We start from the raw sequence: 23,810 nt of genomic DNA, 5'->3' as shown, positions 1-23,810 counted from the left end.
GCGGTCAGCCGACGGGCAGGGCGTCCCGCTGCCACTGCTGTGCGCGGATCCGGAGTTCGGCGCCGTGGCGGCGCACGAGGTGCGGGTCGCGCAGTTCGTGGGCGAGCAGGCCGTCCGCGAGTTCGGTCCGTCGTTCCTCGGTGCGGGGCACGCGCAGTGCCACGGCGAGGCGTTCCGCGGTGGCCTGGTCGAGACCGTTCTCGTGGGCGAGCAGCGCGGAGAGTTCCGGGTCCGGTCGGCGCGGGTCCGTGGCGGGGTGGTGCGGCACGCGCTGCCCGGCGACGTGGCGGAGCAGCGCGGCGGCCTCGGCGGGGAGGAGGTCCGCGTAGCGGGGCAGGTCGGCGTCGGAGGCGGTGAGCAGCAGGTGCTTGGCGGTCAGCGCGGCCTCCGGGAAGGGCCGGTGGGAGGCGAGCGGCGCGAGGGACTCCGGCGGCAGTCCCAGGACGCAGCCCGCGTGCAGCAGGATCTCGCGGATGCGGTCGGACTGCGGGGCGTCGGGCAGGAGGGCGGCTGTGCGCTCGACGAAGCGGGTGAGCACCGCGGCCGGGCCGGCGGGGTCGAGGGTCTCGCCGCCGCGGAAGTAGCGGGCCAGATACCCCTGCCACCACGCGAGTTGGGTCTCGTAGAGGGCGGCGACCGTGTCTGCCCAGGCGTCGTCGGTGACGAGTCCGGCCTCGGTGAGTTGGTGCAGCAGCGGCATGAGGTCGCGGTAGACGAGGCGGATCCACAGGTGCGGGGAGCGCTGGATGCCCCAGCAGTACTCGTGCAGGTGGTCGGCGAGGAGTTCGGCCAGGCTCGTCGTGGCGGCGCCGAGTTCGGTGCGGATGCCGCCGGGGGTGACCTCGAAGCGGTAGAAGAGGTCGGGCGAGGCGGGCGGCCGGGGTGCGGGCAGCTCGTGGTCGATGAGGCGTTCGAGGTCGGCGTATCTGCGCTGCAGGGCCTCGTGGTCGAGGGCGAGGCGGGGGTGGAGGGGGTTGGCGAACCGGTCCTTGATCTTGACGATCTCCTCCGACAACGCCTGGTAGAGGAAGGTCTTGTCGAAGCGGTAGCTGAACGACAGCCCGATGTAGGGGAAGACGGTGCAGCCTCGGCATTCGGAGCGATGGCCGACCTCCTCGTCGCGGACGCGGAGGAACTCCTCGTCCTGGACGAGTTCGGCGAGGTCGCGGTCCCACTCCACGGAGTTGTCGAAGGCGTGGTAGCAGGGCAGCACGAGGCGGCCGTCGGGGCCGATGGTGAGGATGCGCTTGTTGGCGTAGCAGTCGGTCGGCGCGAGCGGGTCGAGGCTCTCGACGTACTTGCGGAAGTGCAGGTTGAGCACGGCGAAGGGCTGGTGGAGCAGGCCGAGGAGTTCGGCGGCGATGGCGCCGGACGCGGGGGCGCCGGATGCGGAGGCGCCGCTGCCGCAGGGTGACGGGCGGTCGTCGACGGGTCTGCCGTTCTGTTCGACGAGCTTGAGCTTGCGCGCCGTCCGGTTGGTGTCGCGGACGGTGTCCTGTTCGTCGAAGTACTCGAACATGGTGGAGAAGTACATGGTGACGCGGTTCTCCTGGGCGAAGCGCAGGAGTTCGGGCACCTCGTCGACGTTCTCGCGGGTGACGACGCAGATGAGCTTGAGGTTGCCCGAGCCGGTGGCGGCGATGCGCCGGATGACGTCGAGGGCCCGGTCGAGGGTGGGCACGCCGCGGATCCGGCGGTAGCGGTCGGGCTGCAGGGTGTCGAGCGAGACGTTCATGGTGTCGACGTACGGCACGATCTCGTCGATGTGCTTGGCGAAGCGGATGCCGTTGCTGGTGATCTCGGTGGCCATGCCCAGCGCCTTGGCGTACTGCACGATGCCGTTGATGTGCGGGTGCAGGACGGGTTCGCCGCCGGTGAAGTCGACGTAGCGGACGCCGAGGGCGTGCAGCTGGTCGAGGATCTCGCGACCGCGCTCCAGGGTGAGCTCCTGGTAACCCTTGAACTTGTCGTCCTGCCAGACGTTGCAGTAGCCGCAGAGCGAGTTGCAGCGGAAGGTGATGTAGAAGCGGGCCGACTGCAGGGAGCCCGGTGCGGCGGCGGTCGCGGGTGCTGTGCGAGGTGTCACGGCTGTCTTTCCGTCCGTACGGCGTCGTCGACGACGACGAGATCTCTCAGGTGGTGTCTGCAGGCTCCTGCAGGGCGCTTCTTCGATCCAAGTGGACTGCTCGGCATGATGGTTGATGGCACATCAGACTCACGAGCCAGTCCCGGTCGGGCCGGAGGGAACCGGCCCGACCGGCAAGGGGTGGCGGCGGGGGGGCGGACGGTCCGGGGCGGGTCAGGACCCGACGACGTCCGCCAGCATCTCGGCGACGGCGAGCACGGGGAGTTGGGGGTTCGCGGCCGGCACCGTCGGCAGGAGCGAGGCGTCGACGACCCGCAGGTTCGACACGCCCCGCACCCGCCCCGCACCGTCGGCCACCGCCATCGGGTCGCCCTCGGCACCCATGGCGCAGGTGCCCACGGGGTGCCAGTACGTGCCCAGCCGCCCGCGGAGGTCCTGGGCTGCGAGCCCACTCGCGGACTGCCCCGGCACGGGGACGGCCAGGTGCTTCAACGCCGTTGATTCCAGCAGCCGTTCGACGATGCCCAGGCCCGTGCGCAGCACGGCGGCGTCGCGCCCCTGCGGGTCGGTGAGGAAGGCCGGGTCGATCTCCGGCGCCTCCGCGGGATCGGCGGACCGCAGCCGCACCCGGCCGCGTGAGACGGGCTTCATCACCAGCACCGAGAATCCGGCCTCGTACTGGCCGGGCGGGAGCTTGCCGAAGAGCGGCGGGCCCGCGGTCGGCACGATGTGCAGGTCCCAGGAGCCGTCGGTGCAGTACTCGCTGGCCGCCCTGACGAGCGTGCGGTTGACGTAGAGGTCGCCGGTCGCCTCCTTGGCGGCGAGGGAGGCGTTGAGCTCGTCGGTCGGGGCCATCGGCACGAACGCGCCTGGCTGGTCGACGAGGTTCGCGCCGACCCCGGGCAGGTCGGCCGTCGGGCGCACCCCGACGGCCTCCAGGTGCGCGGCCGGCCCGATCCCGCTGCGCAGGAGCACGGCGGGCGAGCCGAACGTGCCGCAGGCCAGCAGGTATTCGTCGGCGACGAGGGTCTCGCGCCGCCCGTCGGCCTCGACGACGACGCCGCGCACCCGGCCGTCCGCGATGTCCAGCCGGTCGACGGTGGCACCGGCAAGGACGGTCAGGTTCGGCCGGGCCCGCACCTCCTCGTCCAGGTAGGCGAAGGCGGCGTTCCAGCGCAGCCCGTCGACGGCGTTGAGCAGCGGAGTGCCGTGGCCGGGACCGCCGGGCGCGCCCATGTCGACCTCGGGGTAACCGAGTTCGGCAGCCGCCGTGACCACGCTGCGGCTCCACGCCGAGATCTCGTGGTCGGGCACGGCGTGCAGGCGCATCCGGTCGATCGCCCGGAGGCGGTACGGCTCCAGCCCCTCCTCCGACCACCGCGGGCCGCCGAGCCGGGCCCAGGCGTCGAGGTCGGGGCCGGGCGGCCAGGTGTTCCAGGCGCCGTTGATGCAGGACGAGCCGCCGAGGATGCGGCCCCGGATGCGGTGGACGGGCGTGTTGCGCTCCCACACGTCGCCGCGCGGCAGTGCGCGGGCGTTGCGCACCTGGTCGGGCCAGTCGTGCAGGTGCGGTCCGTAGTCGGGGCCCGCCTCGACCAGGCGGACGGTCCGGCCGGGATCCTCGGAGAGGCGGGCGGCCAGCACGCAGCCGGCGACTCCCCCGCCGAGGACGAGCACGTCGGATCCGGCGCGGGCCGGGGTGTCGGTCACGCAGTACCCCCGGACTCCGGCTCCGCGGCGCGGGCGAGCAGTTCGTCGCGGCCGATGCAGTCGGTGCGGGTGCCCGGCACGGTACAGGCGTAGGCACCGGCGATCGCCCCGAAGAGGGCGGAGCGCTGCGGGGTCTCGCCGGAGAGCCAGCCCAGGAGGAAGCCGGACGCGTAGGCGTCCCCGGCGCCGTTGGAGTCGACCACCGGTGCCGGCGGGACGACCGCGGGGATGTGCGTGAGCTCCCCGTCGACGAGCAGGTAGGAGCCGTCCGCACCCGCTGTGCCGACGACGATCCTCGCCCGGCCGCGCTCGGCGATCTGCCGCAGGGTCTGCTCCGGCTTCGGGAGGGCGGTGGTGGAGACGAACACCAGGTCGGCCTCGTAGGCGAAAGCCTCGTGGTAGTCGTTGACGCCGTCCCAGTTGTGCAGGTCGGTGGAGATGGTCACGCCCGCCTCGCGCAGCACCGGCAGGGCGAAGGCGCACGGATAGGTGATGGAGACGTGGGCGTGGCGGGTCCGTGCGGCCAGCTCCCGGACGGTCGCCTCGGGAAGCCGGTCCGCCTCGTGCGCGCGGCTGTCGTCGTAGAGCGAGAGCCTGCGCCCGTCCGGGCCGACCAGGTTGACCGCGCGCTTGGTGCCGTTCGGCGCGGGCACCTCGGTCAGGGCGATGCCGCGGTCGCGGTGGAGAGCGCGGACGAGGTCGCCCTCGTGGTCGTCGCCGAGCATGTCGATGTGGTGGGTGCGCAGTCCGAGCGCGCTCACGCCGAGCGCCACGAAGTCGCCGGTCTGCCCGGCCCGCCGCTCGATGGCGGGCAGCATGTAGCTGTCGGCGTACGGGAGCGGCAGCTGCGGGACGTGGACGATCGTGTCGACGCCGGCACCTCCCAGGACGAGGATGTCGGTCTCGGTGCTCATCGGTGCTCCTCAGAGGTGCGGAAAGGGTGGGAGTAGGCCGGGCGTCGGCCGGGCGGGGCCGGCGGGGAGGCGGTCCGGCCGGAGGTCAACTGCCGCCGCCGACAGGTGAGTCAAGCAGGCGGCCGCAACGAAGGCAAGAACTTGCAGGCTGTTCCGGCAAACTCTTGCACGGTGGTGCGGTTCAGGGCCGCACGCGGTACGACATCGCTCGGACGTGGACTCGGTCGGACACGGACCGGTCGGACGCCGACCCGCTCGGGGGCGGCACCGGGCGGGCCCGGAACCGCTCCGGCTCAGACCCCGTCGAACACGGAGTTGGTCGGACACGGAGCCGGACCGACACAGAGCCCGTCGAACACAGAGCCGGGCGGATGCAGAGCCGGTCTGGCACAGAGCTGGTCGGACACAGACTCAATCGGACCTCGACCCTGTCGGTTCCGGGCCCGGGATCGGACCCCGGACCAAGCCCGGGACACCGCACGCCTGGTCGCGCCTACGGACCCGCCGGTCGGCCCGCCAGGTCCCGGTACAGCGCCGCCACCGCCCGCGGACCAGGCCGCTCGGCCAGCTCCTCCAGGCTCAGCGGCCGTCCCTCCGGGTCCGCCACCGGCAGCCGCCAGTTCGGGTACGCGTCGGTCGTCCCGGGCAGGTTCTGCGGACGGCGGTCCCCCACGGTGTCGGGCAGCCACACCCCGAGGAGTTTCGCCGGTGTCATCGCCAGGAACCGGTGCAGGCCCATCGCCTCGCGCGTCGGCACCCCGCCGGACACCCCACCGGACACCCCATCGGGCTGCGCACCGGGCTGCGCACCGGACACCGCACCGGGTTGCACGGCACCATCCGCACGGTTCTCCGGGCGACCGTCCGCCGCGAGCGCACCGCTGCGCGCGAGCTCCTGCAGCCAGCCCGTCCGCTCGGCGGCCGCCGCCTCCTCCGCCCGGTCGACCGGCTCCGCGAGCAGCCCCAGGCGCTCGTGCAGCCGCACGTGGGCACCGTCCAGCCAGGCCGCGGTGCTCGGCAGGTCGTGGGTGGTGAGGGTGGCCAGGCAGTCGTCCCGCCACTGCTCCGCCGGCAGCGGGCCCGACCGCTCCTCCGAGCCGCCGAGGTACTCGAAGCGCAGCACCGACGTGCCCAGGATGCCGCGGTCGGCCAGCTCCTCGCGGACACCCCGCTCGACGGTGCCGAGGTCCTCCCCGATCACCAGGCTGCCCGCCCGGTGCGCCTCCAGAGCGAGGACGCCGAGCATCGCCCCGTGGTCGTAGCGGACGTACGCGCCCTCGGCCGCGCTCGCGCCCTCCGGCACCCACCAGAGCCGGAAGAGACCCATGATGTGGTCGAGCCGCAGCGCCCCGGACCGTCGCAGCGTGCCCCGCAGCACGTCCGCGAACGGCGCGTACCCGGCCTCGGCGAGGGTGTCCGGACGCCACGGCGGCAGGCCCCAGTCCTGGCCGTGCGGGTTGAAGTCGTCCGCCGGGCAGCCGACCGTCATACCTTCCGCCAGGTAGCGGCGCAGACTCCAGGCGTCCGCACCCTCCGGGTCGACGCCGACCGCGAGGTCGTGCATCAGGCCGATCGCCATGCCGGCGCCGGTGGCGGCCTGCTGTGCGTGCGCGAGCTGCTCGTCGACCAGCCACGCCAGGCGGCGGTGGAAGTCGACCCGGTCCGCCAGCCCCGCCGCGGCCGCGGCCACCTCCGGCCCGTCGGGGCTGCGCAGCCCGGCCGGCCAGGAGCGCCACCGGGTGCCGTGCACCTCTGCGAGCGCGCACCAGGTCGCGAAGTCGGTGAGGCCGCGCCCCTCCGCGGCGGCGTACCGCTCGTACGCCGCGCGCCGTTCCGGGCCGAGCGGCACCCGGTGGACGAGCTCCAGCGCGCGCAGTTTCAGGTCGCGGACGGCCTCCCGGTCGATCAGCCCCTCCCCCGCGAGGACGGCCTCCCGCAGGCGGGCCGCGCGCGCGGCGAGCTCCCCCGCCACCGCCCGGTCGGCGGCCGGCAGCGCCGCGTACTCGGGGACGGCCTCGATCCGCAGGTTCATCGGGTCCGGGAAGCGCCGGCTGCTCGGCCGGTAGGGGGACGGGTCCGGCAGCGGCCCCGGCACGTACGCGTGCAGCGGGTTGAGCTGCAGGAAGTCGGCGCCCAGGCCGCCCGCCCAGCGGCCGATCCCGGCGAGGTCGCCGAGGTCGCCCATGCCCCAGGAGTGGCGCGAGAGCACCGAGTACAGCTGCACCAGCAGGCCCCAGCCGCGCCGCTCGGGGCCGCCGAGCCGGGTCGGCGCGACCAGCAGCGGCACGGCCTCCCGGCGGCCGGCCCGTGCGGCGTGCAGGGTGTGGCGACCGACGGGCAGCTCGGCCAGGCCGGCACCGGCCGGGCCGAGGGCGCGGGTGGCACCGTCCTCGGTCACCGCCCGGAGCTCGGTGCCCTCCGGCACGGCCGCGAGGGTGTGCGGGCGTCCGCGGCGCAGCACCACGCAGGGTGGCAGCAGCCGGTCGGCGGCGGCCCGGTCGTGCGCGGTCAGGGCGGCGCGGACGCCGGCCGGGGTCGCGGCGTCGACGCCGAGCGCGGCGAGCACGGCGCGCAGGGTGTCCGGAGAGGTGTCGACCCGGTGGCCGAGGTCGGTGGTGTAGTGCGCGGCGACGCCGTGGCGGCGGGCCAGTTCGGCGAGGTCGGGGGTGGGCGGCATCGGTCGGCTCCCGGTTCGGGGGGTGAGAGGGCTCCGGCGAGGGGGGTTCCGGCACGGGAAACTCCGGCGCGAGGAAACTCCGGTCAGCGGCTCGCGTCAGGAGCTCCGGTCAGCGGCTCGCGTCAGGGGTTCCGGTCAGCGGCTCGCGTCAGGGGTTCCGGTCGGGCTGCGGCGGAGGGAAGAGGCGTTCGAGCACCGCCGCGACGCCGTCCTCCTCGTTGCTCGGGGCAACCTCGTCCGCCTGCCGCCGCAGGTCGGCATGGGCGTTGCCCATCGCGACGCCGTGGCCGGCCCAGGCGAGCATCGGGATGTCGTTGGGCATGTCGCCGAAGGCGACCGTCGCGGCGGCGGTGAAGCCCAGCAGGCGGGCGGCGGCGGCGAGCCCGCTCGCCTTGCTGACGCCCGCGGGGAGGAGTTCGACCAGGCCCTCGCCGGAGTGGGTGACCGCCACCTCCCCGGCGCAGATCTCCCCGGCGACCGCGGCGAGCCGGTCGTCGTCGAGGTCCGGGTGCCGGATGAGCACCTTGTCCACCGGCTGCGCGAGGAGTTCGACGGGATCGGCCAGGCGCCAGCCGCACCTGAGCTTCTCGTCGAAGCCGGGGGTGACCACGAACTCGCCCGACAGGCCGGCCGTCACTGCGGCCAGTCGCAGCGGCCCCGTCCGCTCGGCGATCCGAGCGAGCAGCCCGCGGACGACCGCCCGGTCGAGGGTCGCCGAGGAGAGCAGGCGGTCGGCGCCGACGTCGTACAGCTGGGCCCCCTGCCCGCACACCGCCAGGCCCTTGTAGTCCAGCCTCTCCAGCAGCAGGCTGCGGCACCCGGCCGCCGGGCGGCCCGTGACCACCAGGTGCAGCGCGCCGGACGCCTCGGCGCGGGCGAGCGCGGCACGGGTGCGGTCGGAGATGCTGAGGTCGGCGCGGAGCAGGGTGCCGTCGAGGTCGGTGGCGACGACCGCGTAGCGGGGGCGGTCGGCACGGGTGGGTGCGGTCATGGTTCAGCTTCTCTCTCGGGCGGCGCCGGCGGGGGCGGTGGACCGGCAGGCGTCGAGGGGGCGCTCGTCCCAGGCGAATCGGCCGCTGCGCAGCCGGAGCAGGAAGACCAGCGGGCCGGCCGGTTCGGCGGGCAGCACGGTCTCGTACCGGCCGTCGGCGCCGGTGAGCGGGTGCTCGCCGGTCGGCAGCAGGAGCAGCACGCTCTCGGCGTGCGGCAGCCGGTACTCGACGCGGACGCCGCGGCCGGCCGGTTCGACGAGGCAGCGGCGGTCGAGGTCGGCGGCGGTGCCGGTGTCGTCGAGCAGGGTGGTGAGGTCGGCGCAGCGGGCGAAGTCGGCCCGTTCGAGGGCGGCGGCGAGCAGTTGTTCGAGTTCGGGCCGGCCGGCGGGGGCGACCGTCCGGTAGGCCGCGAGGTCGCCCAGGCGCAGGGCGGCGTCGGCGATCTCCCGCCGGTGGGTGATGCGGTCGGTGTCGGCGAGGCTGTCGAACCAGCCGTACTCGGCGGCGCGTTCGGGGGTCAGGCCGGGCAGGACGCCGGCGCTCGCGGCGGCGAAGGTGGCCAGCCGGGTGGTGGCGGCGCGGCGCCAGGTGAAGCGGCGGGCGAGCGCGCGGGCGTTGTCGGAGAGCCGGCGGTACTCGGCCGGGTCCTCGCGGTGGAGGCGGGCGGCTTCGCGGATGCGGGCGGTGAGGGCGGCGGTGAGCAGCGGGTCGTCCTCGGTGAAGGAGCGGGGCACGTGGAGCCCGGTGGCGTCGCGGTGCCGGCGCGGCAGGTGGTGGCGGTAGTGGGTGGTGACCTCCTGTGCGGTGGCGATGGGCACCGCGCCGAAGGCCATGAGCTGGCCCTGGGCGATGAGGAAGGAGTCGAGTTCGAACTTCGACGGGAAGAGGCAGAAGTCGGCGGCGACGGCCTCGCGGTGCAGGGTGTCCTCGTCGGCCATCGCCCAGTCGAGCCGCACCCGGTCGGGGTGGCGGTCGGCGACCTCCTGGAAGTACGGGTCGCCGGCGGCGACGGTGACGTCGTCGCCGCCCGCCGCGACGGCGCAGCGTACGACGAAGTTGACGTCGGGGTCGGTGGCGAGCACGGCTTCGATGGCGCGGAAGAGTTCGACCTGCCCCTTGTGGTGCACGGAGAAGCGGGCCGAGTGGTAGAAGGTCGGGAGGGTGGGGTCGAGCCCGAGGGAGGTGAGCACCTCGGCGCGGTCGACGGCGGCGGGGTCGCGGGCGAGCCAGCCGTCGGGGACGGCGCAGCCGCCGACGAACTGTCGTTCGGCGGTGTGCCGGACGATCCGGGCGACGGTCAGCTGCCGGAACGCCTCCTCGAAGGGGGTGTCGCGGAGGGTGGAGTAGAAGTCGAGCTGCCCGTGGGTGAGGAAGTCGATGAGGTCGGCGGTGGCGGCGGTGAGGGCGAAGTAGCCGATGCCGTCGGCCTTCTTGCGTTCGGTGAGGTGGGTGCTCGGCAGGTGTGCGGCCATCGCTTCGGCGCGGGCGCCGGCGGGGGGCGGGTCGGTGAGTGCGTCGAGGTCGGCTTCGGTGTCGAACAGCTTGAGGAGCGCTTCGAGTTGGGGCCGGTGGATCTGCTGGTCGATGGGCATGTTGCTGGCCAGGGTGCTGACGACGAGGGCGTTCGGGTCGGCCTTGAGCACCGGGGGCAGCAGGTAGTGGTAGTAGGGCTCGTAGGCCTGGACGACGACGGGTTCGCCGGCGAAGCGGTCGCGCAGGAAGCGCAGGCCGGAGACCTGGAAGACGAGCGGTTTGAAGAAGGCGAGGTCGGTGCCCTCGCTGCTGCGGGCGGGGTAGATGCGCTCGGGCAGGAGGTCGAGGTATTCGTCGGAGAGGAAGTAGAGGTCGACGCCCTCGTGGCGCAGCAGGTGGGCGCGGGTGGTGAGGTGGAGGTCGATGGCGGGCGGGTGTCCTGGCCAGACGTCCGGGTCGAGGACGAGGGGCACGGTGTGCCGGTCGGTGTGGTCGAGGTCCTCCAGCGGGTAGCGGGCCCGCAGGTGGTCGAGGCAGCCGTGGGCGGGGGTGATCACCGAGACGCGGTGGCCCTGGTCGGCGAACTCGCGGGCGAGGTTCCAGACCAGCGAGGCGAGCCCGCCGCGCATCATGCGGACGTCGAAGCCCACGCTCTCGAAGGCGAATTGGACGATGTGCACCGTCGGCGTTCCTCTTTCTCGTCGCGTGTCAGGCCGGGTCGGCGGCGTGCAGCCCGAGGAGGGCGTGGGCGGCCAGGGTGGCCGCGTCGGTGATCCGTCCGGAGCGGACGAGGTCGCGCCACTGCGCCGGGTCGGCCCAGCGCTGGCGCATGTCGGCCTCGGTGGGTTCGCGTCGGGGCGTGCCCGCGGTGAGGTCCTCGGCGAGGAAGACGTGGCAGCCCTGGCTGGCGTAGCCGTAGGCGACGTGCAGGCGGCCGAGGTAGGTCATCCGGGCGGCGCGCAGGCCGGTCTCCTCGCGCAGTTCGGTGCGGGCGAGTTCGAGCGGGGCGTCGGGGTGCCGGGCATCGGCCCAGGAGCCCTGCGGGAACTCCCAGTAGCGTCCGCCGACGGGGTAGCGGTACTGCTCGACGAGGTGCACGCGGCCGTCCTGGCGGGGTACGACGAGGGCGTAGTCGGGTTTGTCGACGACGCCGTAGCGGCCGGGGCTGCCGTCGGCGTGCTCGATGTCGTCCTCGCGGACGCTCATCCACGGGTTGCGGTAGACCTCGCGGGAGCGGACGGTGCGGATCACGGGGCGGCCTCCAGCAGGGTGCGGACTCCCTCGGCGACGCCGCGTACCCGCAGGCCGTGGGCGGCGAGCAGGGTGTCGAGGCGGTCGCTGGTCAGGCAGGTGTTGGCGGGGCGGCTGGCGTAGCGGCCGGCGGCCCGGGGCACGGGCCGGACGCGGTTCCGGGGCACGCCGAGGCCGTCGGCGACCGCCTGGGCCCAGGCGGCGCGGGAGATGCGGTCGGGGCCGCCGAGGTGGAGCAGCGGGGGTGTGCCGGCGGTGAGGGCGGCGGCGGTGACCGCCGCGACGTCGTCCACGAGCACGGGGGTCGTCCACTGGTCGTCGGGCGCTTCGACGGTGTCGCCGGCGCGCAGCCGGTGGGCGCAGGAGGCGAAGAAGTTGAGCCACTTGCCGCTCTCGGGCGGCTCCCATCCGTAGACGAGGCTGACGCGGAGCACGGTGGTGTCGGGGGCGGCGCGAACAACGTGTTCGGCGCGGAGTTTGGCGCGGCCGTAGGCGTTGGCGGGGGCGGTGGGGGTGGATTCGTCGTTGTGCGGCGAGGTGCCGTCGAAGACGTTGTCGGTGGAGACGAGCACGGTGCGCAGGCCGGGGGCGGCGGCGGTGAGGTTGGCGGCGGCCGCGGTGTGCAGGGCGGCGGCCCGTGCGGGGTCGGCCTCGCACCAGGTGACGTCGGAGGGGCCGTGCACGAGCACCAGCCGGTCGGGCCGCACCCGGTCGACGGTGCGGGCGCAGGCCTCGGCGTCGGCGGCGTCGAGCGGCACCCAGTCGAGCGGCACCCAGTCGAGCGGCACCCAGTCGAGCGGCTCCCGGGGGCCGGCCGGTACGGCGGGCGGGCGGCGGGAGGCGAGGACGGGGCGGTCGCCGGTGGCGGCGAGGCGGGTGGCGACGGCGCGTCCGACGAAGCCGCTGCCGACGATCAGGGTGCGGGTCATGCGACCGTCACCGCCTGCCGGGTGGTGCTGCGGGCGGCGAGGAGGCGTCCGGCGCCGATCAGGCCGTGGTCGTCGTCGGGTGCGCCGAGTTCGACCATGCGGCGGATCTCCTCGGTGGTGAGGCCGAAGCAGCCGAGGCGTTCGATCTCCTCGGTGAGGAGCCGGGCGAAACGGGGGCCGACGGCGAGGGCGAAGCCGCCCATGAGGACGTAGCGGCGCACGCCGATGGAGGTGAAGACGGAGGTGACGGCGGAGGCGAGGTGGGCGAGTCCGCCGCGCAGGACGGCGGTGGCGAAGGGGTCGTCGGCGCGGATCGCGGCGACGAGGGTGCGGTTGTCGAGCAGGTCGGCGGCGGGTGCGGCGAGGCCGAGGTAGGAGCGGGCGTAGCCGTCCGGGTCGGCGAGGGCGGCGCGGCGGGCGGCGGCCTGCAGGCCACGGCCGGAGGCGATGCCGCCGAGGTGGCCGCGGCCGCCGCAGTCGCAGAGCGGGGCGTGCGGGGAGGGGTCGCACGTCCAGTGGCCGATTTCGCCGCCGTGGCCCTCCGGGTCGAGGAGCACCTCGCCGGCGCGGTAGACCTTGCTGCCGATCCCGGAGCTGACGGTGATCAGGCAGAACGGCTGCTCGCCCGGGCCGGTGACGTAGCGCCAGACGGCGGCGGTGAGGTCGTTGACGACGACGACGGGCAGGCCGAGGCGTTCCTCCAGGCGCAGGCGCAGCGGCAGCGGGTCGCCGCGTTCGCCCCAGACGGTGGGGGCGGTGACGACCCGGCCGTCGGCGGTGACGGGGCCGGCGAAGGCGACGGCGAGTGCGGTGCTGCCGTGGCGTCCGACGGCTTCGGCGGTGAGGTCGGCGAGCTGGCGTACGACGCGGTCCTGGAGTTCGGGCACGGGTGCGCCGGGGTGGCGGGCCATGCCGTCGGTGGGGGTGCGGCGGATGTCGGTGAGGGTGCCGGTGCCGGTGTCGTAGCGGGCGGTGCGCAGGGTGGTGCCGCCGAGGTCGGCGACGGTGAAGGCGGGTTCAGACACGGGCCTCTCCCCGGGCGTACGGTGTCTCCATCTGCTGGACGAAGCCGTCCTCCAGGACGATCGCGGAGTCGATCGCGGCGCCGTCCGGCACGCTCGCGCCGGGCAGCAGGACGCTGCGGGTGACGTGGGCGCCGGCGCCGATGCGGACGCCGGGGAAGGCGACGCTGTGCGCGAGGCGGCCGTGGTTGACGAGGTCGGCGGGGACGATGCTGCGTTCGACGCCGGGGGCGTCGGCGACGAGGCTGCGCGGCACGCCCGGGGCGAGGGTGCGGGGCAGCCGGTCGAGCGGCAGGGCGGGCGGGTCGCCGAGGAGCGCGAGGTGGGCGCGGTGGTAGCGGTCGACGGTGCCGATGTCCTCCCAGTGGCCGTGCACCTCGTGGCCGAGGATGCGTTCGCCGCCGGCGAGCATGGCGGGGATGACGTCGCGGCTGATGTCGTGCTGCCAGTCGGTGCCGTCGAGCCGTTCCAGGTAGCGGTGGAGCACGGCGGCGTCGAAGACGCAGAACGCGGCGAAGACGAGGTCGCTGGTGGGGTCGGCGGGCTTCTCGACGAAGCGGGTGAGCTGTCCGTCGGCGTCGAACTCGACCATGCCGAAGAGGTGCACCCAGCGGCGGTCGATCCGCTGGTGGGCGACGGTGAGGGCGGCGCCGGAGGCGCGGTGCCGGGCGATCAGCGGGCCGTAGTCGTAGCGGTAGACGTGGTCGGCGTGCAGCACCAGCACCTCGGAGGTGCCGGGGCCGAAGACGTACGGGGCCTTGCGGATGAGGGCGTCGGCGGTGCCGCGTTCGGGCGGTCCGGCGGGCGGCGGCGGGCGGCGGCCGGTGCCGTCCCGGTAGGCGCGGTCGTACGGGCCGAAGTGCACCCGGAAGCCGGGGCGCCGCCAGGTGCGGTGGAGGTCGTCCATGAGCTGCCGTTCCTCGTACTGGGAGAGCAGCAGCACCTCGTCGAGGCCGGAGTCGGCGGCGTTGGCGAGGGAGAAGTCGATCAGGCGGCAGGACCCTCCGAAGGGTACGAGGGGCTTGAGCCGGCCGTGGCCGAGGCGGCCCATCCGGCGGCCTTCGCCGCCGGCGAGCAGCACGGCGCGCACTCCGTCAGCCATGGCGCACCACGTCCCAGGTGGTGCGGCCGCCGGTGAGGGTGAGCAGGAGGTGGAGTTCGGTGCCGGTGGCGGGTGCTGCGCCGGTGAACTCGTCTCCCCGCTTGTCGAGTTGCCGGACGGTCACGGTGCGGCGGCCGCTGCCGTGCGGGGCGGGTTCGACCAGTTCGACCCGTTCGGCGTGCGGCAGCCGGTAGGTGACGATCCCGTCGTCGACGGTGCAGCGGCCGTCGAGCCGGGCGCGGAGCGCCGGGTCGCTGTCGGCGGTGCGGGCGCAGCGGGCGAAGTCGGCGCGGGCCCAGGCGGCTTCGAAGAGGGCACGGGTGGTGGCCGGGTCGGGTGCGTGGCAGCGGCGGTGGGTGTCGGCGTCGCCGAGGCGGAGCGCGGCGGCGGCGACGGCGTCCCGGTGGGTGGTGCAGGCGTCGTCGGGCAGCAGGTCGAACCAGCCGTGGCGGAGGATCAGTTCGGTGCGCAGTGCGGGGCGGCGGCCCTCCCACAGCGGGGTGAACGCGTCGAGGTGCAGCCGGGCGGCGCGCTCCCAGGTGAACTGCCGGGCGTTGGCGGTCGCGTTGGCGCGTAGCCGCCGGTACTCCTGCGGCTGTTCGTGCAGCAGGGCGGCGGCCTGGTGGATGCGCCGGGCGAGGGCGTCGGTGAGCAGCGGGTCGTCCTCGGTGAAGGAGCGGTCGACGGCGAAGCCGGTGGCGGTGGCCGCGCCGGGGCCGGTGAGCGGGTCGGCGGTGTGCCCGAAGTGCGCCATGCCGAGCTGGGCGGTGGCGATCGGGACAGCTCCGGCGGCCATCGCCTCGCCCTGGGCGATGAGGAAGGTGTCCATCTCGAACTTCGACGGGAAGAGGCAGTAGTCCGAGGAGGAGGCGTACTCGACGATGCGCCGTTCGTCGACGCGCTGCCACTCCAGGTGGACGCGGTCCTTGTGGCGGGCGGCCACGTCGTGGACGTACGGGTCGGGGATGCCCTCGTCGCTGATGCAGCGCAGCACGAAGTTGGCGGCGAGGCCTTCGGTCAGCACCCGGTCGACGGCGCGGAACAGCTCGACCTGGCCCTTGTGGTTGACCGCGTAGCGGGCGTTGTGGAAGAAGGTCGGCAGGGCGGGGTCGAGGCCGAGGCCGCCGAGCACGGCGGCGCGGTCGACGGCGGGCAGGTCGCCGCTCGTCCAGGTGTCGCCGACGGCGCAGCCGCCGACGAAGCTCTTGTGGGCGTTGCGGCGCACGGTGTCGTGGACGGGCAGCCGGGTGAAGATCTGCTCGAACGGCGTGTCGGCGAAGTCGGTGTAGAAGTCCTGGTGGCCGGGCGAGAGGAAGTCGACGAGGTCGGCGTGGTCGGCCACCAGGTCGTAGACGCGCACGTGGCCGGGCCCGTACTCGTAGTGCAGGTGGGTGTGCTGCTGGTAGGTGCTCATCACCTGCTCGTGCTCGGTGAGCGGCAGGTCGGCGTCCTCGGCGGGCAGGGTGACGTCGGCGCCGAGGAACTCCAGCAGGCGTTCCACCTTGGGGCGGTAGACCTTCTTGGTGATCGGCATGTTGCTCTGCACCGTGCCGGCGACGAGCTTGTCGGGGTCGGCGCGGAAGGCGGCGGGCAGCAGGTAGTGGTAGTACGGCTCGTGGGCGTGCACGACGGCCTTCTCGCCGGCGAAGTGCGCGCGGATGAAGCGGATGCTGTCGACCTGGTAGGCGAGGGGCTTGAAGAAGACCAGGTCGTGGCCCTTGCTGGAGTAGGGCGGGTAGAACCGGTCGGGCAGTCGGTCGAGCAGGTCGTTCGAGAGGAAGTACAGGTCGACGCCTTCCAGGCGCAGCCGGTGCGCGGTGGTCGTCAGGGGGATGCGCACCTCGGCGGGGAAGCGTTCGCCCCAGGTCTGCGGGTCGAGCACGAGCGGCAGTTCGTAGCTGTCGCGGTGGTCGAGGGTCTCCAGCTCGTGGTAGCGCCGCAGGTCGTCGAGCCGGCCGTGGGCGGGCGTGACGATGGAGACGCGGTGGCCCTGGTCGGCGAGGGCCTTGGAGAGGTTCCACAGGTAGACGGACGTGCCGCCCTGGATGAGGCGGTGGTCGAAGCCGCCGCAGTCGAAGTAGGTCTCGATGATGTGCACGGGTGTCAGTCCTTCGCCCTGGTGTCCGGCCGGCCCGCGGGGGCGGGCAGGGGTGCGGCGGCCGGCCGGGCCGCGGTGTCCGGCGTGCCGTCCGGTGCGGCGGCGGCCTCCACCGCGTGCCGCAGGTTGATGGCGGCGTGGTAGCCGCGGTCGTGGGCGTACGCGTGGTCGAGTTCGTGGATCAGGCGGCGCAGCCGGAAGAGCCGCCAGGCGGGGTGGCCGGCGAGGGGTTGCGCGTCGGTGACGAGGAGGCCGCCGATGCGGGCCGCCCAGAGCCGGGCGGCCTCCTGCAGGCGGGCGAGTTCGGCGAGGTCGTGCCGGGTCCAGCCGGGGGTGTCGGGGCGGATGCCGGCGGCGGCGAGGAGGGCGGTGCGGCAGGTGTCGTCGGGGTCCTTGCCGAGGACGTGCGCGGCGCGGTCGGTGAACTCGTCGGCGGTGAAGATCTCCAGGCCGCGTTGGAGGGCGGCGAGGTCCTGCCAGGGCGACTGCGCGGTGGCGGGGTCGTCCGGGTCGGGGTGCGGGGTGGAGAGGTCGATGATGCACAGCTCCCAGCTGCCGTCGGGAAGTTCGCGGCGCAGCAGGTGGGAGAGGTGGAGGTCGCCGTGGCCGGGTCCGGCGGGCCAGGGCTGCGGTGGTGCGGCGGCGGCCAGGACGAGTTCGCGGTCGAGGCCGGCGGCGGCGGCGCGGCGGACGGCGCCGGGGTGGCGGTCGTCGCCGAGCAGGTGGGGGCGGAGTGCGGCGATCCGCGCGGCGGTGTCGGCGAGGACGGCATGTACGGGGAAGTCGGGGTGCGGGCCGAGCCGTTCGGCGAGGTCCTGGTGGAAGGCGCGCAGGAACAGGCCGGTGTCGCGCAGCGGGGCGAGGAGCGCGCGCTGGGACGCGGTGACGGCGGCCTGTGGGTCGGCTCCGTCCCGGAGGAGCGGCCAGAGTGCGCGGATGCCGTCCCGCAGCGGCACGTTGAGGCCGTCGCCGTCGGCGTAGCGGTAGAGCACGCCGAGCGGGTCGCGGCGGCCGGTGGCGGTGTCGACGTAGGTGTACTCGCCGACGGGCTGCTGGGTGCGTCCGCCGGGGGCCATCAGCCGGAGCAGTTCGGGCTCGCGGGTGCCGGTGCCGATCCGCCGGTACGTCTTGTGGGCGTGCGCGGTGCCGCCGAGGTCGAGCAGGGAGAGCGTGTTGGAGGACCAGCCGGGGTCGAAGGGCAGTTGGCTCCGGAACTCCGCGGGTGTGCCGTCGAATTCGACGAGGTTGCCGCGCCGGGTGGGCAGGCGCAGGCCGTCGCGGAGGGCCTGGACGACGAGCCGGTCGAAGTCCTCGGTGCGGTCGGCCGGGCGGCCGGGGTCGTCGTCGGCGACGGGCACGAACCAGCGGTCGGTGCCGCCGCCGGCGGGGGCGACGAGCAGCAGGCGGACGGGGCCGAGGAGGGCCTCGTCGAGGAGGTCGAAGCCGGGTGCGCGGCGGGCGGTGCCGTCGGTCCAGGCGGCGCCGCGGAGGAGTTCGACCGTGGCGGGCGGGGGGCTGCCGAGCAGCAGGGTGTCCATGGTTCAGCTCCCGGTCATCTCGTAGCGGTCGACGCCCCGGTGCCAGACCAGCAGGGCGATCGCCGCCAGGGCGGCGGTCACCACGGGCAGCCACGGCAGCAGCTCTGTCCGCCCGAAGAGCAGGTAGGACGCGGGGACGTAGGCGGTGAAGGCGTAGGGCAGCGCCCAGGTGAGCAGCCACCGCAGGGAGGGGTGGTACAGGTCGAGGGGGTAGCCGGAGAAGTCGCCCAGCTGGTTGGCCGAGTAGAGGGCGGGGAAGCTGCTGGTGGTCCAGAAGGCGAGGGCGGCGAACGTCGTCTTGATCGAGGCGAGGATGACGGCGCCGCACAGCGCGAGGAGCGGCAGCAGCAGGAGTTGGCCGAGGGTGAGGCCGACGGGCAGGCAGCTCGCGGCGTACCAGAGGATGGCGATGCCGGTGAGGAGTTCGCCGAAGCCGTCGGGGTAGAGGAAGCGTTCGGAGAGCACGGCGTAGAGCGGGTGCACCGGGCGGATCAGGTAGCGGTGGAACTCGCCGGACTGCACGAGGCGTTGGGCGAGGATCCACAGCTGGTCGGTGAAGAGCCGGTCGAGGCCGCGCGGCAGCAGCGAGAAGCCGATCAGGAAGAGCACCTGGTGGTAGTTCCAGCCGGCGACGAGCGGCACCTGCCGGAAGACCATGGAGACGACGGCGAGTTGGCAGCCGACCCGGAGCAGCAGGCCGCCGGCGCCGAGCAGGAAGTCCATCCGGTACTCGGTCAGCCGGCTGAGGCTGACCACGCTGAGGTGCCAGGTGAGCCGGGTGTAGCGCAGGGTGGTGGCGACCGGTGTCATCCGCCGAGCACCTCCAGCCGGCGTACGGCGGAGCGCCAGGCGAGGGCGGCGAGCCCGGTCAGGAGGGCGGCCCACGCGGCCTGGACGGCGAGGATGCCGGCCGCCCCGGCGGGTCCGGTGTAGTGCCCGAGCAGCAGGCGCAGCGGCCCGTCGACCATGCCCTGGAAGGGCAGCGCGTGGGCGACGGCGGCGAGCGGGCCCGGCATGAGGGCGAGCGGCACGACCTGGCCGGCGAAGAACGCGACGACGCCGTCCTTGATGATCCGCACGCCCCAGATGTTGGTGGTGACGAAGGCGGCCAGGCCGACCAGCAGGTTGACGGCGAAGCCGATGACCAGGGAGAGCGCGGCGGAGACGGCGAAGAGCACCGCGCCGGCCCAGGTGGGTGCGGTGAGGGGCAGCAGCAGCGCGTACAGGGCGACGACCGGTGCGGCGACGAGGGCGGCGTTGGCGAGCGAGACGGGCAGGCCGGTCGCGAGGCGGGTGAGCGGGTAGTGGACGGGCCGCAGGAGGGAGACGGCGATGTCGCCGCGTCGCACCTCCTCGGAGACCTCCTGGTCGACCCGGTTGGCCTGCAGCAGCGCCAGCATCTGGGCGAGCAGCACGTAGGTGGTGAGCTGCGGCAGGTCGTAGCCGCCGGGCAGGGCGCCGGTGCGGCCCGCGTACACGGCGCGCCACAGGAAGACCTGCAGGCCGACGGCGGTGGTGGCGGTGACGGCGTTGACGAGGAAGGTGGAGCGGTACTGCAGCAGGCCCTGCAGGCTGCCCGCGGCGAACGGCGTGTACCGGCGCAGGCCGGCGGCGGCGGTCACACCGGCACCCCCTCGGCTGCGGGGCGGCCGGTGTAGATGCGGCGCAGCACCGTCTCCAGGTCGGGTTCGGGGGCGACGCAGTCGACGAGGTCGAAGTGCTCCAGGAGGAAGCCCATCACCTGCCGGGCGGACCACCGGCCGACCGGGTAGTCGACGCGGATCCGTCCGCCGTCGGCGGCGCGGGCGGTGACGCCGGGGAGGCTGCTCTCGACGAGGGCGACGGCCTCGGCGGTGCCGGGGCCGTCCTGGTGCTCGAAGACGACCGCCCGGGTGTCGGCGGTGCGCAGCAGTTCGTGCATGCCGCCCTGGTGCACGACCTCGCCCCGGTTGACGACGAGCACCTGGTCGCAGATCGCGGTGATGTCGCCGATGTCGTGGCTGGTCAGCATGACGGTGGTGCCGAGTTCGGCGTTGACGTGGTTGACGAGTGCGCGGACGGCCTCCTTGAGCACGAGGTCGAGGCCGACGGTGGGTTCGTCGAGGAAGACCACCGCCGGGTCGTGCAGGAGGCTCGCGGCGACCTCGGCGCGCATCCGCTGGCCGAGGCTCAACTGCCGTACGGGGGTGGTGCCGAGGGCGTCGAGGTCGAGGAGCCGCCGGTAGAGCTCCATGTTGCGGTGGTACACCGTGTCGGGGATGTCGTAGATGCGGCGCAGGATGCGGAAGGAGTCGGCGACCGGGAGGTCCCACCAGAGCTGGCTTCGCTGGCCGAAGACCACGCCGATGTTGGCGGCGTTGCGCCGCCGCTCCCGGTAGGGTTCGAGGCCCGCGACGAGGCCGCGGCCCGAGGTGGGGCTCATGACGCCGGTCAGCATCTTGACGGTGGTGGACTTCCCGGCGCCGTTGGCGCCGATGTAGGCGGCCTTGACGCCGGCCGGGATCTCGAACGACACCCCGGAGACGGCGCGGACGATGCGGTGCTCGCGGCTGAGGAGCGTGCCGAGGCTGCCGAGCAGGCCCGGCCGGCGCTCGTACACCCTGAACTCCTTGACGAGGTTCTCGGCGACGATCATCGGGTGGCCTCCGTGACGCGTTCGATGGCCCGGCCGAGGAGGGTCACGCCTTCGTCCAGGAGGGCCCGGTCGATGGTGAACGGCGGTGCGAGCCGGATGATGTGGCCGCCGATGGAGGTCCGCAGGCCGAGGTCGAGGGCGGCGAGGTAGACCGCGCGGGCGATGTCGGGTGCGGGCTCGCGGGTCTCCCGGCTGCGGACGAACTCCAGTCCGTGGAGCAGGCCGAGCCCGCGGACGTCGCCCAGCACGTCGAAGCGGGCGTGGAGTTCGGCGAGCCGCTCGTCGAGCAGTTCGCCGAGGCTGCGGACGTTGTCGATCAGGGTGTCGCGGGCCACCACCTCCAGGGTGGCGCGGGCGGCGGCGATGCCCAGCGGGTTGTTGGCGTAGGTGGAGGCGGTGGAGCCGGCCCGGGCCGCGTCGGGGTGGCGCAGCACGTCGGACCGTCCGGCCAGCACGGCGAACGGGAAGCCGGAGGCCATGCCCTTGGAGAGGGCCACCAGGTCGGGTTCGAGGCCGAACTGCTCGACGGCCAGGAAGGTGCCGGTGCGTCCGCCACCGGTCAGCACCTCGTCGGCGACGAGGAGCACGCCGTTGTCGCGGCACGCGTCGCCGATCTGCTCCCAGTAGCCGGGTGGCGGCACGATGACGCCGGCGGCGCCGAGCACGGGCTCGAAGACGAGCGCGGAGACGTTCGGCTTCTCGGCGATGTGCTTGCGGACGAGCGTCGCGCAGCGCACCCCGCAGGAGGGGTGTTCGAGGTCGAGCGGGCAGCGGTAGCAGTACGGGGAGTAGCCGAGGATGCTGTTGCCGGCGTGCGCCTGGTTGCCGATGTCCCAGTGCACGAGCATGCGGGCGCCCTGGGTCTTGCCGTGGAAGCCGTGCCGCAGCGCCCCGATGCGGTTGCGGCCGGGTTCGGCGACGGCCTGCACGGCGCGCAGGGCGGCCTCGACGACCTCGGCGCCGGTGGAGAAGAAGCCGTAGGTGTCGAGCTGTTCGGGCAGCAGGCGGGCGAGGAGGTCGCAGAGTTCGGCGCGGCCCGCGGTCGAGAAGTCGTGGACGTTCCAGAGCCGGGCGGCCTGTTCGGTCAGGGCGGCGACGACCTCGGGGTGGCAGTGGCCGAGCGACTGGGTGAGGGTGCCGGCGGCGAGGTCGATGTACTGGTTGCCGTCGAGGTCGGTGAGGACGGCGCCGCGGCCCTCGGTGAAGACCCGGCGGCCGAGCGCGGACTCCTCCGAGGCGCCGGGGGCGAGGTGGGCGGTCTCCCGGGCCAGCAGGTCGAGCTGGCGGGGGCCGGTCACCGCGCGCCGCCCAGCGGGCCCATCTCGAAGACCAGCAGCTGGAGGTCGTCCTCCGTGTGGTTGGCGAGCGCGTGCTCGCCGTACGGGCGGTTGGTGACGACGTCGCCGGCGCGCACCTCGAACTCCTCGGCGTCCAGGGTCATCCGGCCGCGGCCGGTGAGGATCACGTACGTCTCCTGGTCGTCGGCGTGGCGGTGCAGGCCGATCGAGGTGTGCGGGGGGAGCACGACGAGGTCGATGAAGGCGATCCCGGCCGGGGCACCGTCGCGCCGGTAGGCGCGGTGGGCGTGGATCGTGCCGGCGCCGCCGTGGTCCGACGTCACCGCGCGGAGGAGTCCCTCGTGCAGGTTGGAGACCCTGCTGCGGGTCACACCCCGGGCGGGCGGCGGCGGTTCGGCGAGGCTCATCGGTGTGGCTCCTGTGGGGCGACGGCAGGCGGCGGGCGGACGGGCAGCGGACGGGCGGACGGGCGGTCCGGCAGCCTGCGGGGACGGCCGGGAGCGGGGACGGGGACGGGGGCGTGCGGGAACGGCCGGGAGCGGGAGGGGCCGGCCGTCAGCGGGCCACGGCGAGCGGCCCGGGCCGGACGGCGAGCGCGTCGAGCGCCTCCTCCAGGGCGGCGGGCGGCACGTCCTCCAGGTCGTCGACGAACACCGCCGAGCCGATCCCGTCGGGCACGACCAGGTGCAGGCGCCGTCCGCGGCGCTCCCAGGAGGCCCGCAGGGCACGGTCCATGAGCTCGGGTGTGCACGTGGCGGGGTCGTGGACGGGCAGGCCGAGGGCGGCGACGAGGCGGACGATCCGTTCGCACTCCTCGGCGCCGATCAGGCCGAGCACCCGGGCGAGTTCGGTGGAGATCGCCATGTCGATGGCGACGGACTCGCCGTGCGCGATCCGGTAGTCGCTGGCCGTCTCGACGACCGGTCCGAAGGTGTGTCCGAAGTCGACCAGGCGGGCCAGGTCGTGCTCGCGGAGGTTCGGGCGGAGCTCCTCCATCATGAGCGCCATGGAGGTGCGCAGCACGTAGTCCTCCAGGCCGCGTCCGCGGGCCGCGGCCGGCAGCCACGCGGGCTCCGGGGCGGGCTGCCGGAACACCTCCGGGTGCTCCTCCAGCGCACGGAAGAGGTCGGCGTCCCGGATGATCGCCATCTTGGCGATCTCGCCTAGGCCGCAACGGATCTGACGGTCCGGCAGGGTCCGGAGGAGGGCCGGGTCGTTGATCGAGGCGTGCGCGGGGTGGTAGGCGCCGAGCATGTTCTTGGTGCCGAGCGCGTTGACGCCGGTCTTGACGCCGACACCGACGTCGACCTGTCCCACCAGCGTGGTGTTGACCTTGACGTAGCGCACGCCCCGGCTGTAGATCGCCGCGGCGAACCCGACCAGGTCGCACGTGACACCGCCGCCGACGGCGATCATCACGCCGCGCCGGTCGAGACCGGCGGCCTTGGCGGCGGCGCAGATCTCCTCGACGGCGTCCATCGTCTTGTGGTCCTCACCGCCCCCGATCCGCACCACCCGCCAGCTGCCCGGGGCGAGGTGCGCGGCCAGGTACCGGCGCAGCCGCTCGCCGTACAGCCGGTCGACGGTCGGGCCGAGGAAGGCGACGGCCCTGCGCCCCTCGACGGCGCGCGCCAGCAGGGGGTTGTCGGGGTCGAGGACCCCGTCGGTGATGTCCACGCGATAGGAGATCCCGTCCGGCGAGGTGAGGGTGAATCCCCCCTCGTCGGACCTGACACCGTCTTCGGCGACTGTTGTCTGCGCCGTCACGACACTCCTCGGATCGGCCGGCTCGATGCCGGACTGACCGTCAACTGCGGTAACCGGGGCTGATTCAAACAGTCGATCGACCCCGACGGCAAGGATCTTCGGAAATTTGCTGCAAGTACTTGCAGGCATGCCGACCCGCTGCGACCATCAGGTTCATGACCGGTCCGTGTGCCTCCCGTCCGGGGCATTCACCGGTCTCCCCCACCGCGCGGACCACGCCCCGACCCCGCCTGACCAGCCGTTCCCGTACGGCGTTCCACGCGGTTCACGCTTCGGCGGCCCCACGGCCCGGACCGTCACGCCCGGTACCGCCGACCC

Annotated in this window: 18 protein-coding genes; all 18 read right to left on the bottom strand. The window is 74.0% G+C overall.

The annotated features are described in order from the left end of the window. Positions 1–4: 4 nt before the first annotated feature. Positions 5–2,086: a radical SAM/SPASM domain-containing protein gene (locus OG335_RS32995; RefSeq protein ID WP_405014807.1), complete on the bottom strand. Its 2,082-nt coding sequence runs from the start codon at positions 2,084–2,086 to the stop codon at positions 5–7. Positions 2,087–2,299: 213 nt separating this feature from the next. After that, positions 2,300–3,796, bottom strand: coding sequence for a GMC family oxidoreductase (locus OG335_RS32990; RefSeq protein WP_405014806.1), 1,497 nt, complete (start codon positions 3,794–3,796; stop codon positions 2,300–2,302). Further along, complete coding sequence (locus OG335_RS32985; RefSeq protein ID WP_405014805.1) at positions 3,793–4,710, bottom strand: adenosine kinase; 918 nt, start codon at positions 4,708–4,710, stop codon at positions 3,793–3,795. The genes OG335_RS32990 and OG335_RS32985 overlap by 4 nt, the downstream gene beginning before the upstream one ends. Positions 4,711–5,203: 493 nt before the next feature. After that, positions 5,204–7,387 carry a 4-alpha-glucanotransferase gene (gene malQ, locus OG335_RS32980; protein WP_405014804.1) on the bottom strand — a complete coding sequence of 728 codons (2,184 nt, stop codon included), beginning with the start codon at positions 7,385–7,387 and terminating at the stop codon, positions 5,204–5,206. A gap of 148 nt (positions 7,388–7,535) precedes the next feature. Continuing rightward, positions 7,536–8,378 (bottom strand): HAD family hydrolase, encoded by an 843-nt coding sequence (locus OG335_RS32975; protein ID WP_405014803.1) that lies wholly within the window; start codon positions 8,376–8,378, stop codon positions 7,536–7,538. 3 nt (positions 8,379–8,381) lie between these two features. Then, positions 8,382–10,532: a glycogen/starch synthase gene (locus OG335_RS32970; RefSeq protein ID WP_405014802.1), complete on the bottom strand. Its 2,151-nt coding sequence runs from the start codon at positions 10,530–10,532 to the stop codon at positions 8,382–8,384. A 28-nt stretch (positions 10,533–10,560) separates the two neighbouring features. Beyond that, on the bottom strand, positions 10,561–11,103 hold the full coding sequence (locus OG335_RS32965; protein WP_405014801.1) for an NUDIX domain-containing protein: 543 nt from the start codon (positions 11,101–11,103) through the stop codon (positions 10,561–10,563). After that, on the bottom strand, positions 11,100–12,032 hold the full coding sequence (locus OG335_RS32960; RefSeq protein WP_405014800.1) for an SDR family oxidoreductase: 933 nt from the start codon (positions 12,030–12,032) through the stop codon (positions 11,100–11,102). Before OG335_RS32960 ends, OG335_RS32965 begins: the two co-directional genes overlap by 4 nt. Then, positions 12,029–13,057: an ROK family protein gene (locus OG335_RS32955; RefSeq protein ID WP_405014799.1), complete on the bottom strand. Its 1,029-nt coding sequence runs from the start codon at positions 13,055–13,057 to the stop codon at positions 12,029–12,031. Before OG335_RS32955 ends, OG335_RS32960 begins: the two co-directional genes overlap by 4 nt. Then, positions 13,050–14,156, bottom strand: coding sequence for a sugar phosphate nucleotidyltransferase (locus tag OG335_RS32950; protein ID WP_405014798.1), 1,107 nt, complete (start codon positions 14,154–14,156; stop codon positions 13,050–13,052). The genes OG335_RS32955 and OG335_RS32950 overlap by 8 nt, the downstream gene beginning before the upstream one ends. After that, on the bottom strand, positions 14,149–16,254 hold the full coding sequence (locus OG335_RS32945) for a glycogen/starch synthase (RefSeq protein ID WP_405014797.1): 2,106 nt from the start codon (positions 16,252–16,254) through the stop codon (positions 14,149–14,151). Before OG335_RS32945 ends, OG335_RS32950 begins: the two co-directional genes overlap by 8 nt. 5 nt (positions 16,255–16,259) lie before the next feature. Beyond that, complete coding sequence (locus tag OG335_RS32940; protein ID WP_405014796.1) at positions 16,260–17,792, bottom strand: hypothetical protein; 1,533 nt, start codon at positions 17,790–17,792, stop codon at positions 16,260–16,262. Positions 17,793–17,795: 3 nt separating this feature from the next. Beyond that, positions 17,796–18,602: an ABC transporter permease gene (locus OG335_RS32935; protein ID WP_405014795.1), complete on the bottom strand. Its 807-nt coding sequence runs from the start codon at positions 18,600–18,602 to the stop codon at positions 17,796–17,798. Beyond that, positions 18,599–19,414, bottom strand: coding sequence for an ABC transporter permease (locus tag OG335_RS32930; RefSeq protein ID WP_405014794.1), 816 nt, complete (start codon positions 19,412–19,414; stop codon positions 18,599–18,601). Before OG335_RS32930 ends, OG335_RS32935 begins: the two co-directional genes overlap by 4 nt. Continuing rightward, positions 19,411–20,427 (bottom strand): ATP-binding cassette domain-containing protein, encoded by a 1,017-nt coding sequence (locus OG335_RS32925; RefSeq protein WP_405014793.1) that lies wholly within the window; start codon positions 20,425–20,427, stop codon positions 19,411–19,413. The genes OG335_RS32930 and OG335_RS32925 overlap by 4 nt, the downstream gene beginning before the upstream one ends. Continuing rightward, positions 20,424–21,725: an aspartate aminotransferase family protein gene (locus OG335_RS32920; RefSeq protein ID WP_405014792.1), complete on the bottom strand. Its 1,302-nt coding sequence runs from the start codon at positions 21,723–21,725 to the stop codon at positions 20,424–20,426. The genes OG335_RS32925 and OG335_RS32920 overlap by 4 nt, the downstream gene beginning before the upstream one ends. Next, positions 21,722–22,132 carry a cupin domain-containing protein gene (locus OG335_RS32915; protein WP_405014791.1) on the bottom strand — a complete coding sequence of 137 codons (411 nt, stop codon included), beginning with the start codon at positions 22,130–22,132 and terminating at the stop codon, positions 21,722–21,724. Before OG335_RS32915 ends, OG335_RS32920 begins: the two co-directional genes overlap by 4 nt. A 148-nt stretch (positions 22,133–22,280) precedes the next feature. Continuing rightward, complete coding sequence (locus OG335_RS32910) at positions 22,281–23,402, bottom strand: sedoheptulose 7-phosphate cyclase (protein WP_405014790.1); 1,122 nt, start codon at positions 23,400–23,402, stop codon at positions 22,281–22,283. Positions 23,403–23,810 lie beyond the last annotated feature (408 nt).

Source organism: Kitasatospora sp. NBC_01539 (assembly GCF_045040525.1).
Classification (GTDB): Bacteria; Actinomycetota; Actinomycetes; order Streptomycetales; family Streptomycetaceae; genus Kitasatospora.
This window is presented reverse-complemented; position numbering and strand designations above follow the sequence as displayed.